Source organism: Kiloniella sp. (genome assembly GCF_048259265.1).
GTDB lineage: Bacteria > Pseudomonadota > Alphaproteobacteria > Kiloniellales > Kiloniellaceae > Kiloniella.
The window spans coordinates 41307-53898 of sequence record NZ_JBLXHT010000012.1; the positions used below are offsets into that span (position 1 = coordinate 41307).

General features: G+C 47.1%; 9 protein-coding genes. 6 read left to right on the forward strand and 3 right to left on the reverse strand.

Going from position 1 to position 12592, the window contains the following annotated elements; genetic code table 11:
• Positions 1 to 93: 93 nt before the first annotated feature.
• The 6 genes from ACN0QW_RS16825 to rpmB all read left to right on the forward strand — a co-directional run bounded on the left by ACN0QW_RS16825 (position 94) and on the right by rpmB (position 9493).
• Positions 94 to 978: a TIGR01459 family HAD-type hydrolase gene (locus ACN0QW_RS16825; protein ID WP_299376940.1), complete on the forward strand. Its 885-nt coding sequence runs from the start codon at positions 94 to 96 to the stop codon at positions 976 to 978.
• Between the two features lie 553 nt (positions 979 to 1531).
• On the forward strand, positions 1532 to 3676 hold the full coding sequence (gene scpA / locus ACN0QW_RS16830; protein ID WP_417433046.1) for a methylmalonyl-CoA mutase: 2145 nt from the start codon (positions 1532 to 1534) through the stop codon (positions 3674 to 3676).
• A 118-nt stretch (positions 3677 to 3794) separates the two neighbouring features.
• The gene (locus ACN0QW_RS16835) at positions 3795 to 6158 is read left to right on the forward strand and encodes a hypothetical protein (protein WP_417433048.1); all 2364 of its coding nucleotides are present in this window, start codon (positions 3795 to 3797) and stop codon (positions 6156 to 6158) included.
• Positions 6159 to 6164: 6 nt separating this feature from the next.
• Positions 6165 to 8024, forward strand: coding sequence for an ABCB family ABC transporter ATP-binding protein/permease (locus ACN0QW_RS16840; protein WP_417433050.1), 1860 nt, complete (start codon positions 6165 to 6167; stop codon positions 8022 to 8024).
• 13 nt (positions 8025 to 8037) lie between these two features.
• Entirely contained in the window at positions 8038 to 9027 is a 990-nt protein-coding gene (meaB, locus tag ACN0QW_RS16845; RefSeq protein WP_417433052.1) for a methylmalonyl Co-A mutase-associated GTPase MeaB, read from the forward strand.
• Positions 9028 to 9196: 169 nt separating this feature from the next.
• Positions 9197 to 9493, forward strand: a complete 297-nt coding sequence (gene rpmB / locus ACN0QW_RS16850) for a 50S ribosomal protein L28 (RefSeq protein ID WP_085902858.1) — start codon at positions 9197 to 9199, stop codon at positions 9491 to 9493.
• On the opposite strand, the gene ACN0QW_RS16855 is transcribed toward rpmB, so the two are convergent.
• From ACN0QW_RS16855 to ACN0QW_RS16865, 3 genes are all read right to left on the reverse strand, one after another.
• Positions 9460 to 10644, reverse strand: a complete 1185-nt coding sequence (locus ACN0QW_RS16855; protein ID WP_417433054.1) for an esterase-like activity of phytase family protein — start codon at positions 10642 to 10644, stop codon at positions 9460 to 9462. The genes rpmB and ACN0QW_RS16855 overlap by 34 nt on opposite strands.
• Positions 10645 to 10716: 72 nt before the next feature.
• Positions 10717 to 11508, reverse strand: coding sequence for a heme ABC transporter ATP-binding protein (locus ACN0QW_RS16860; RefSeq protein WP_417433056.1), 792 nt, complete (start codon positions 11506 to 11508; stop codon positions 10717 to 10719).
• Complete coding sequence (locus ACN0QW_RS16865) at positions 11505 to 12590, reverse strand: FecCD family ABC transporter permease (protein ID WP_417433058.1); 1086 nt, start codon at positions 12588 to 12590, stop codon at positions 11505 to 11507. Before ACN0QW_RS16865 ends, ACN0QW_RS16860 begins: the two co-directional genes overlap by 4 nt.
• Positions 12591 to 12592: the final 2 nt, after the last annotated feature.

The following is a 12592-nucleotide window of genomic DNA, read 5'->3' on the forward strand; positions in this document are numbered from 1 at the left end:
TTTTCGAGAGTATGAGTAATCCTTTGCAAGTCAAGATGCTTGTGGCACAAGAAGTCTTGCTATTTCTAAAACATTTATTTGCAGGAACTTCCTATGTCATCTACGCCTCGAACGATCCCGTTTCTATCAGGGGTTTCCGAAGTCATCGATAATTATGATGGATTTGTAATCGATCTTTGGGGGGTGATGCATGATGGTTTAGAGGCTTTTCCTGAGGCCGTGAATGCGCTTCAGAAACTAAGAGAGGCTGGCAAAAGAGTTGTCATCCTGTCCAACGCACCCAGACGGGCTGAATCTGTAACCGTTCGGAATGAAGAACTGGGTATCGCCCGGGATCTTGCCGATGCTGTTCTTTCTTCGGGTGAGGTTACATGGCGCAACCTGAAAGAACGATCCCTGCCATTTTATCAGAAGTTAGGTCAAAATGCTTTCTTGATTGGCCCTGAGAGAGATCTGGGGATGAAAGAAGGTTTGGATTTCACTTTTGTAGATAACATTGATAACGCTGATTTTATTATGCTGACCGGGATCTGGGATCCAGAAGATAAGGTTGAGCGGTATGATTTTCTATTAAAACCGGCGCTTGAAAGAAAATTACCTATGGTATGTGCCAATCCTGATCTGGAAGTCATTCGAGGCGGTAAACGGGAACTGTGCGCTGGTTCTGTGGCTCATCATTACCAAGATATGGGTGGGGAAGTGCAGTACCACGGCAAGCCCTATCAGGATATATACAAGGAATGCATGAAGCTTATCGGTATCGAAGATGGATCACGTGTGCTTGCTGTCGGTGATTCGCTCCGTACTGATATTACAGGGGCAAATGCCGCAGGTATTCATGGTTTGTTTATTGCGGGTGGGATTCATTCTGATGATCTTAATGGCCTGAACTCTCCAACTGATATGTTGAAACTTGTCGGTCTATGTAATCGTTATAACCAGTATCCGGTCGCAGCTATGCCTATCTTTAAGTGGTAAAGTCGTAAAGATTTTGTGGTTTAAAGCTTGGGTGGTTCTCGCCGAGATGGTTAGGAACATCTGCTGAAATGCCACGATACCTATCTCCGAATACTAATCTCGGCTTGATTCAAAGAAGCCCAGGCATTTTTATGTGGCAATCCAACGAAACTCGCAGCGGGAAAAAACGATCATCGTTATAAAATAACGGGGTTGTCATATAGAACAATTGGGGCATTGGGTTTCTTATTTATTTCGATCATTTCCCGGTTTTTGTTTTCCAGAGTTGCATGGTGATGAAAGTATAACGCCACAAGGGTGATTCCTGTCGAAGATTTCATGTAAAAATTTTTACATCTGCAATTTTACTGAATTGGCTCTGCTTTATTAGGCTTCTTACAGAGCATAGACTCGCCTTGAAAAAGCTGGTTATATTGCGCTGCAAAAAAAATTCTGCTTTAGGGGCGTCTATCCGTAAGACGAAAATACCCGATAACGTGAACAGTTATAATAATAAAGACTGGCATAATAATAAAAGCCGGGGCGATATCCTGAAAACTAGGAGGGGCGTTGAATGTCTGATTTTCCCAAAAAAACAATCGCGGACTGGGAAGGACTTGTTGAGAAAGAACTTCGCGGTAAGCAAAGCGATAGCCTGAATTGGGAAACTCCCGAAGGTATTGTGGTAAAGCCGATCTATACGGAAGACGATCTTGAAGATCTGGATACCGTGGGAACATTACCGGGCTTTGCTCCTTTCTTGCGCGGCCCTCGGGGCAGTATGTACGCGGCGCGTCCGTGGACGGTGCGTCAGTATGCAGGTTTTTCTACTGCTGAAGAGTCCAATGCTTTTTACCGTCGGAATCTTGCCGCAGGACAAAAGGGGCTGTCTGTTGCTTTCGATTTGGCAACGCACAGAGGATACGATTCTGATCATCCGCGTGTGGTTGGGGATGTTGGTAAAGCTGGCGTTGCGATTGATTCTGTCGAGGATATGAAGATCCTTTTTGATGGTATTCCGCTAGATCAAATGTCTGTTTCTATGACAATGAACGGTGCCGTGTTGCCGGTGTTGGCTGGCTATATTGTTGCTGCTGAAGAACAGGGCGTTAAGCCGGAACAACTCTCGGGAACAATCCAGAATGATGTTCTCAAAGAATTTATGGTGCGAAATACCTATATTTTCCCGCCGACGCCTTCCATGCGGATTGTTTCTGATATTATCGGTTACACGGCTAAAAATATGCCACGCTTCAATTCAATTTCTATTTCCGGTTATCACATGCAGGAAGCTGGATCTACCTGTGTGCAAGAGCTTGCTTTTACCATTGCAGACGGCCTTGAATATGTGCGCACCGCGATCTCAAAAGGTCTGGACGTAGATGCTTTTGCGCCGCGGCTTAGTTTCTTCTTTGCGATTGGCATGAACTTTTTTATGGAAGCGTCAAAGCTTCGGGCTGCACGTTTTCTGTGGTCGCATTATATGAAAAAGATGTTTGATCCCAAGGATGTTAAATCCTTGATGCTCCGGACACACTGTCAAACATCTGGCGTCTCTTTGACCGAACAGGACCCCTATAACAACGTTATTCGGACAACTGTTGAAGCCATGGCCGCAGCTTTGGGCGGAACGCAATCCCTTCATACCAACGCTTTGGACGAAGCGGTAGGTTTGCCCACTGATTTCTCTGCAAGAATAGCTCGTAATACACAGCTAATATTACAAGAAGAGACAGGTATCACTAAGGTCGTAGATCCTCTTGCTGGGAGTTACTACGTGGAAAGCCTGACCGCGAGCTTGATTGAAGAAGCGCGTAAAATTATCGATGAAGTTGAAGAGATAGGCGGGATGACCAAGGCGGTTGAATCCGGCATGCCTAAATTGCGGATTGAAGAGTCTGCGGCAAAGAAACAGGCGCGGATTGATCGTGGTGAAGAGACTGTCGTTGGCGTTAATAAATATCGCCTTGAAAAAGAAGACGATCTTGATGTTCTTAATATTGATAATACGGCGGTTCGGGAACAGCAGATTCAACGTTTGAATGAAATTCGCAAGACACGTGATAGTAAAGCCTGTGATGAAGCTCTTGCTGCGTTAACCAAAGCGGCAGAAGATGGTTCTGGTAATTTGCTTGATTTGGCTGTCCAGGCGACGAGGTTACGGGCAACAGTTGGCGAGATTTCTGATGCACTGGAAAAGGTGTATGGTCGTCATCGTGCAGTAAACAGGAGTATATCTGGCGTGTATGGATCTGCGTATGACGGCGATGATGATTTTGCCCGTATTCAGGGCGAGGTAGAAGCTTTTGCTGAACAGGAAGGTCGCCGCCCCAGAATGCTTGTCGTGAAGCTGGGACAGGATGGACATGATCGCGGCGCAAAAGTCATTGCAACGGCCTTTGCGGATATTGGCTTTGATGTTGATGTCGGTCCCCTTTTCCAGACACCGGAAGAAGGGGCGCAACAGGCCATTGAAAATGATGTTCACGTTGTTGGTATCTCGACACAGGCTGCTGGCCATAAAACGCTGGTGCCGCAATTGATTGCTGAGCTTAAGCGCCAGAAAGCAGATGATATCCTTGTCATTTGTGGCGGTGTTATCCCGGCACAAGATTATGATGCACTGAAACAAGCCGGCGTTTCTGCGGTTTATGGACCTGGAAGCAATATCCCCTTGGCGGCACAGGAAATTATTGGCTTGTTGAATAAACGAAGCTAATTAAAAAAAATGTCCAAGAAGGCCCTGATCTTAATGGTCTTTCTTGGACTATAGGACTTTCCTGCCGTAGTATCTCTCTCAGGCGATCGTAAATCGTGTTTAAACAGGGAGTGAGGGGATGTCAGGTCATACCTGGATCACAAGAATTTTGGCGCTGTTCGGGGTGGCAGCATCAGGGGCATGGCTGTGGGTTTGTTATCAGTATTTTAAGAACCAGGTTGGTCTGGATGTGATTGAAAGCATGGTGCCTCAGGAACAGGGGCAGGTGCTTGCTGGTATCACGCTGCCACTTGTTCTCTTGTGGGCGATACTTCTTTTTATCCTCAGGGGGGCTGCGCTTTCCAATGAAACGCGCAAGCTTCTGGATAAGCTGGATAAGCTAACCTATCCCGATGACGAAGAGAATACCCGCGTTAAAGACATTACACGCCAGTTACAAGAACAGGCTGAAAGCCTGAATAGCGCGTCGGGTGAAGTCGAAAAACGTCTGAGCGGTCTGATTAGCGCATTTAAAGAGCAAACAAAGCAGCTTACGGGAGCCGCGATCCGGGCCTCTTCTCAGACCGAACAGATTCAAGAAACGCTTGTTACACAACAAAGCTCACTTGAAGACGTCCATAATTCAATTCATTCCAGCCTTGAAAATGCACGAGAAGCAGTGAAGGAACAGGTTACTGCCCTCGAAAGTTCTGGAGTTCGCAGTGAAGTCATGGCTGAGACGATCAGCAAGACATTGCGTGACTCCGTCGATGTTTTGGACGAGGCGGTGGAACGCACAATCGGCCGAACTGAAGATGCCAGTGAAATGTTAAAACAGCAGGCTGAAGATATGGCCGCGGCGGGTACGACAGCAGAAGTCTGTGGCGAAACCATGCGCCAAAGCCTGAAACAAGATCTCGAAACCCTGAAATTAGTTCAGGATACGATTGATACCGAAGGCGAAAAGTTCAAAGGTCTGATCAAGGATCGCATCGGCGATGTTGAGCTGCTACTCGAAGGGGCCGGAGCTAAAGTTTCAGAGCTCGGCGAGAGATTGTCTGGCGAGAATCAGGCCATGGAACAACTGGTTGCTGAAATTGGTTACAAAGCTGTCTCGCTATCCGATGCTATGCGTAAAGACGCGGAAGAGGTTCGAGAGCTTTTTGCCGATGTTGCCTTGCGAGCGGGGGAAATGAATGAACGCTTTAGAGTGCAGGCAGGTGAACTTGATAAGAGCGGCAAGGAAGTTGCTGATAATCTGACACAGGTCACCAAGGATTTAGGCGAAGCGGTTTCTCTGGCAGGGCGAGAGGAAGCATCCCGACTGACAGAGGCAACGGCGCAGGCACAGGATACTTTGGTGGCTGCGGCGGAAAAAATCCGTCCGGGGATTGCTAGTTTGGAAGAATCTTCTGAACGACTCAGCGATCTTGCCGATGTTGTGATGGGCGGCTTGAGCGAGCATACCCGCGAAATTGGACAGGTTAGCAAAAGCGCACAGGAGAATGTTGAAGAAGCATCAAAAGCGCTTAAGGATCAAACAAGGCTTATGGAACTTGCCGCTGATAAAGCTGTGCGCCACACTACGGAAGTGGCCAAAGTGTTTCAACTTCAAACACTTGCACTTGCGGATGGATCCAGCGCAGCCAATCAAGCAGTGCAAGACCTGCGCCATGGGGTTCACGAAGAATTGGATGCCTTTAAAACACTGTCCGATGACTTCAGTACTCTGTTGGAAGAGGTTCGTACGTCGCTGGATGCCCGTACCGAAGCACTCAGCAAGGCGTCAGATGAATCCCGTCAAACAGCAGATACCTTGAAGGATCATGTTGATCAGCAAAGAGAAAAGCTTGCTGTCTTAGCAGAAGAATCGTTGAAACAGGTTGAGGATATTGGTGTTCGTGCTGAAAAGGCTGCGTCCAATTTGAAAGGTTCTGCAGACGGTGCACTTAAAAGCGCAGAGAAATTGAGTGAGACATTCTCGCAAGATAGTAACAAAGTCACAGAATTGCATGGCAAGGTTTCATCGCTTGCGGACGCTTTTGGGCAACAGGCACGAGATCTGGCGCATGCATCCGAAGAAGCAACACGTCAGGCCCTAAAATTACGCGAAGATCGTTCGGCGAATAAGCGGGATGCATTCTTGCGCGGCGCGACAATTCTTATTGATGATCTCAATTCTTCGGCCATTGATTTGAATAAAATTTTGGACGAGGACTTGCCTGAGGAATATTGGAAACGATATCACAAGGGGGACCGTTCTATCTTTGCACGGTCCATTCTAAAGAAAAAAGATCTTTACGATACACGTGAAGTTAAACGTTATTTTGAGACAAATCAAACCTTCAGAAATCAGGTAAATCGCTATCTGGATCAGTTTGATAACCTGATGTCTCAGGCCCGTGAATGTGATAGCGAAGACGTTCTTTCCGCAACGTTTATGACTGCAGATGTTGGAAAGCTCTATGTTCTTCTCGCGCGTTCTCTTGGTCGTATGGAGTGATGATATATGCGCCGGATGCGTGAAGATGTTCCTAAGTCAGAGGGCGAGAACAGCCAGCTGGATACTCTAAAGACGCTGCTGCCCTATTTTTGGCCAGTTGGCCGTTTTGATCTCAAAGCTCGGATTATCTTCTGCTTTGCGCTTCTTATTTTTGCAAAACTTACAAATGTATCTGTGCCCTATATTCTTAGGGAGGCGGTGGATGCGTTGAGTATAGATGACCCAACGTTGCTTGTCGTTCCGCTTGGCCTTTTGGTTGCTTACGGTACAGCTAGGGTCTGCGCAATTGCGTTTGACAATATTCGCGAGGGATTATTTGCTAAGGTTGTGCAGAATGCTATTCGAAGTGTGGCGCTGGTTACCTTCCGACATCTTCATTCACTTTCTCTGCGGTTCCATATCGAACGCAGAACGGGAGGCGTAACCCGCGCGATTGATCGGGGAACAAAGGGGATTGAGTTTATGCTCACCTTCTTGATGTTTAATGTAATCCCGACGCTTATTGAAATCACAGTTGTTTGTATTTTGCTGTGGGTTTTGTTTGACTGGCGTTTTGCGGTTGTTCCGCTTGTGACAATCCTAGCCTATATTTTCCTGACTCTCCGCATTACGGAATGGCGCATCACACTACGCCGGGATATGAACGCGGCTGATAATGATGCCAATACCAAAGCTGTCGATAGTCTCTTGAATTTTGAAACAGTTAAATATTTTGGCAATGAAGAACATGAAGCCAAACGTTATGACCGGGGCTTGGCTGCGTATGAGCATGCAGCTATTCGTAGTCGGACAAGTCTTTCCAGCCTAAATATTGTCCAGTCTGGGATTATTTCGCTCGGGGCTAGTTTAATGATGATCATGTCTGCCTATGGTGTCGTAAATGGTGCGATGACGGTTGGCGACTTTGTCATGGTCAACGCCTATCTGTTGCAGCTTGCAATGCCATTGAATTTTTTGGGCTTTGTTTATCGAGAAATCCGTCAGGCGCTTATCGATATGCATACAATGTTCGAATTGCTCCATAAAGATCTTGAAATCAAAGACGAGCCGGATGCAAAAGAGCTGACCGTTAGTGGTGCTGAAATTCAGTTTAAAGACTGCCATTTTGGGTATGACGAACGACGGCCTATTCTAAAAGGCGTTAGTTTCACGGTTCCAGCGGGTAAAAAGCTGGCCATTGTGGGGTCTAGTGGCGCAGGTAAGTCAACGATCAGTCGCCTGCTTTTCCGATTTTACGATCTGGATGCGGGTGAGGTCCTAATCGATGGGCAAAATATTGCCAAAGTGAAGCAGGGATCACTTCGTCAGGCAATTGGTATTGTCCCGCAAGACACCGTGCTTTTTAACGATACGATCCTTTATAACATCGCCTATGGACGCCCAAGCGCGACGCGTGAAGAAGTCGAAGAGGCTGCAAAACTAGCCAAAATTCATGACTTTGTATTGTCATTACCAGACGGGTACGATTCCATTGTCGGAGAGAGAGGGCTGAAGCTGTCAGGTGGGGAAAAGCAACGTGTTGCCATTGCGAGAACTGTTCTTAAAGATCCGGCGATCATGTTGTTTGATGAGGCAACCTCTGCATTGGATAGTCGCACGGAACAGGAAATTCAGGCCAGTCTTAATGATGTATCCAAGGACCGAACAACGCTGGTCATTGCCCACCGTCTTTCAACAGTTGTGGATGCCGATGAAATTATTGTCCTTGAACAGGGGCAGATAGAAGAGCGTGGGACCCATAGCGATCTCCTTAAAAAAGAAGGTCACTATGCTGAAATGTGGCGCCGACAGTTGGAAGTGGCCCAGAAGGTTGCAGAGGTTGAAAAGGTAGCAGGACAAGATGACGCGGTTGGCGGAATAGTATAGGTAAAGCGGCATTATGGCGAAAGATAACGATAAAATCGGTAAACTGGTTGCTGGGATTGCTGATGGACAGCGGCGCGCTTTGGCACAGGCAATTACGCTGATTGAATCAACCCGCGCAGATCACCGGGAAGATGCGGATTTTTTGTTAGAAAAAATCTTGCCGATGAGCGGTAAATCTATCCGGATTGGTATTTCCGGGGTTCCTGGTGTTGGTAAATCCACTTTTATCGAAGCTTTCGGCATGCACTTGATTGATAAAGGCTTTCGTGTTGCTGTTTTGGCTATTGATCCATCGTCACAGCGAACAGGTGGTTCGATTCTGGGCGACAAAACTCGGATGGAGATCCTATCTAGGCAAGAGGCAGCCTTTATTCGTCCTTCCCCGGCTGGTGCGACGCTGGGGGGCGTTGCGCGTAGAACCCGTGAAGCGATGTTGTTATGCGAAGCATCGGGCTTTGATGTCATTCTGGTTGAGACCGTTGGTGTTGGTCAGTCGGAAACGGCTGTTTCAGAGATGGTTGATATGTTCCTGTTACTGCTGCTGCCAAGCGGAGGTGACGAACTACAGGGCATTAAAAAAGGGATTATGGAGTTGGCTGACATGGTTGTCGTCAACAAAGCTGATGGAGATCTTGCGCCAGCAGCAAATCGGGCCGCCGCAGAATATCATGCGGCTTTGGGGTTAATGCGCCCGTCCAGTCCCAATTGGAAGCCTCGGGTTAAGAAGTGTTCTGCATTGCATGATGAAGGCATTGATGAGATTTGGGCAGGGATAGAGGAATTTAGAACCAAGCTTTGGGAAAGCAACGAGATCCCGGATAAGAGGGTTAAGCAGGCTGTTTCCTGGATGTGGAGTGAGATTAAGGAATCTCTGGTTCTCGCATTTAAGGATAAGCCTGAGATTGATAAGGCTCTTAAAAAGGTGGAATCCGATGTGATTTCGGGTAAAATGGCGCCAGCTACGGCAGCGAGAAAGCTGCTCAATATCTTTCTCTATACCTGATGTAGAGTAATAAAACGCTGTAAACGCGGCGTTTTTACAGATTCGTTACGAATCTTTACGTGAATCGTGCTTTTATCTTGACCCTTGGGCGACGGTGTCCTAAAACTCGCGCCGAGCCGACGTATCGGCATTAGATTTTTATTTTCATCGAGTTTACGGGATTAGAACCATGGCACGCCGTTGTGACTTTACCGGCAAAGAGGTACAGACTGGCAACAATGTGAGCCACGCTAAGAATAGAACACGGCGTCGCTTCTTGCCAAATCTTCAAAAGACTTCGATGTTGAGCGATGCTCTAGGTCAGACTGTTCAGTTCCGTCTGAGCACTGCAGCTATCCGCACCATCGAAAAGCGTGGTGGTCTTGACGCATTCTTGCTGTCAACATCATCTGAAAAACTGGGCAAAAAAGCTCGGGAAATGAAAAAGCGCGTTCAGAAAGCTTTGGTTTCCAAAGCAGCTGAATAAGAAGTCTTATTCTTAGAACAGCCCGCTGTGCTTTGGCCAGCGGGCTTTCTTTGTTTTTGCAGTTCGAACATTAATAGTAATGTATCCTGCGCAAAATTTAGATTGTCATCAGATAAGAGATAGATCAGGGTTTCGCCATTAGCACCGATCCGGCTACTGATGCCCTCCATGTTATCGATGGATTGAGCGCCTTCGAACGTTGCTAGAATATCTCCGCGCATCACGTAGCCTTGTGTGGCAAGTCCATTTTCAATTTCTGATGCAGTAAATAATCTCAAGCTGCTCTTGAACCCTTCCCAAAAAGAAAACTCTCGTTCCAGCAAGAGTAAATCGCCCTCTGCTGTGCTGCTTAAGCCTGTGGGTAGATAATTTTTATTCGGTTCCAGATATAGTTTGTCCCAACTTCCTTGGTGCAAGAGATACGCTTCTATGACGCTCTCTTGTGAGGAGCGTGTCGTGGTCGGTGGCGTAGTCGTTCGCTCGGGAATGGCCAAAAGGCAATCGCCAGATAACCATGTAAGAGCCTCAATCCCTCGGTTACTAGACGCGATATCTGTGAATTCGCTTGGAAGGGGGATGGCTCCGGTGGTCGTGGTTAAGGGCGCGGAGTATTCTAAAATTCGGTGATCTCGCTCAAAACTAACAAAAATTGCTCCACTATCAGCCAAAGCGATTGATTCGCTATCTCTGTCTTTTTTTCGAACCAGGTTTTCCCCCAAAGAACCTTTCATTGTTGATATGAGCCCATTTGTGAGGGAAAGAAGGTTGCCGTTAAGATCGTAATTCAAGCGCCCAGTAAACCAGAGACCTTTGTCCCCAATAGCTAAGAGAGAACGCCCATCTGTTGAAACCTCAAGCCCAGACAAGCCGCCAAAGCGTTTATGGGGAGAGTTAATTTTAAAACCACCCCGCCAATAGAGAGAAGGTACTTCTTTAATTTCTGTTTCTCGGGTAGCGAACTGTTGGTTGGGTACTGGGACGGCTTTGATCGTGAGGGGGATTTTGGCAGCCTCTATGACTTCCAGATTTCTGTCCATATAGGCTGTATACCCCAACAAGCTGATGGCGATAACGGCTATGGTAAATAGGACTCTGATAATCATGTTCGTCTCTGCGCTACCTTCCTTAAGTTCATAAAAATTATTAGACATTCTTTATGAACTTAAGGTGAATAGGCTGTGACTTTTGTAAGGCAAGTTATTTTTGCTTATTCAGAAGAAAGCTCAGATTGAGGAAAGAAAAACCGGTGTCGAAGAGGCTATGTCTAAAGATCTTGATATATTACAACTGAAAATATCAGATAACAGCCCTGGCTCCATGACCTCAAGCGTTGGCCCGTTGGATATTAATGTGCCGTTAGAAATGATCCCAATGGAATCGCAGTATTGAGCGGCCTGATTGAGATCGTGGAGAATGGCTAGGCCAGCCGTATTCCGTTCTTTACACTGTTTTTTTGCTGCGGCAAGAACCGCATGTTGATGCGCAATATCTAGGCCTGCGGTTGGTTCGTCCAGCAGCAGAAATTTTGATTCTGTATCGCCAGTTAATCCGATGCTTTGGGTTAAGGCTCTGGCAAGTTGGACGCGTTGTTTTTCCCCGCCCGACAGTACGGGGTAAAGGCGATCAGCGAGATGTTTTATGTCGGCTAGGCTCATGGCTTTTTCGACAGCGAGCCTGTTGATGAAAGGTGAGCATAACTTTTCATATGGCCAACGTCCCATGCCAACGACATCGCGTGCAGAAAAAGGAAAAGCCAACTGTGATGCCTGTGGCATAACGGCACGCCGTTTGGCGAGATCAATACTTGCCCATTTCTGAAGGGGGCTATCATCGAGGGTAATCGTACCATTTGTTGGTGTAAGATCACCAGATAGCACTTTGAGAAGGGTGGATTTCCCCGCACCATTCGGACCCAAGATACCTAAGAGTTTTCCGGGAATAAGCTCGAGAGAAACATCCTCTAGTAATTTGGTTGAATTGATTTTTACGTTAATGGCGGTTGCTTTGAGTGTCACATGCGTCTCTTTTTGAATTCACGGAACAGAAGGACGAAGAAGAAAGGGCCGCCAATAAAGCTTGTGACCAGTCCGATGGGAAGTTCCGCAGGTAAAACAATAATTCGGGCAATGGTATCGGCAATTACAATAAGATTGGCACCTATCAAGGCAGCTGCTGGTAATACAAAACGGTTATCTGCCCCACCTATCAAGCGGGATAGGTGCGGGGCTATCAAACCAATAAACCCAATCATCCCTGCCGCAGCAACAGCGGCGCCGGTTGCGCAGGCAGGTGCAACTGCTGCTTGTTGCTTGACCCGTTCTGTTGGTATGCCAAGGTGATTGGCTTCGGCTTCGCCCAGCAGGAAAAGATTAAGGGGGCTGGAAAGCTTAAGCAAAAAAAGCGAAGCGATAATCATTATCGAGATAGAGAACCATGCTGTTTGGCCCGCACCAGCCAGACTTCCCATGGACCAAAAGGTCAAAGACCTAAGCTCTGTATCATCGGCTAAGTAAGTTAGTAAGCCGATAAGAGAGCCAACAATGGCATTTACCGCAATGCCCATCAGTACCATCATGGCGACATCTGTAAGGCCATCGCGTCTGGATAGGTGGTAAATCAAAGCGGTGGTTAACAAGCTTCCTGCAAAGGCGGCTATGGGAAGCGCAAAATTACGGGTTAGCTCTAAAAAAGTAGTAAAGTAGGTGTCGCCCAATACGATTACGCAAACCACGGCGAGGGCTGCGCCCGAAGAGACGCCGATTAAACCGGGATCAGCTAGAGGATTTCGGAATAAGCTTTGCAAAACGGCCCCGGAAAGGCCTAGGGATGCACCAATAATCAGTCCCAGAATAATTCTGGGAAGGCGAATTGATTCGATCACCAGTGCTTGATGTAGCTCTAACTTACTTTCACTTAGGCCGATAAAAGAAGCAAAGTGTTCTATATTTGATAAGGGAGAAATTGCCACGCCCCCGATCCCCAGCGATATAACTGAAGATAGGATAAGAAGCAAAAAAAGCCCCCCCAAAATATAGTAGGGCTTTTTAATGCTTCTTTGCTGACGGCGGGCGGATGTTTCTGTCAGAGTCTGGACCATTG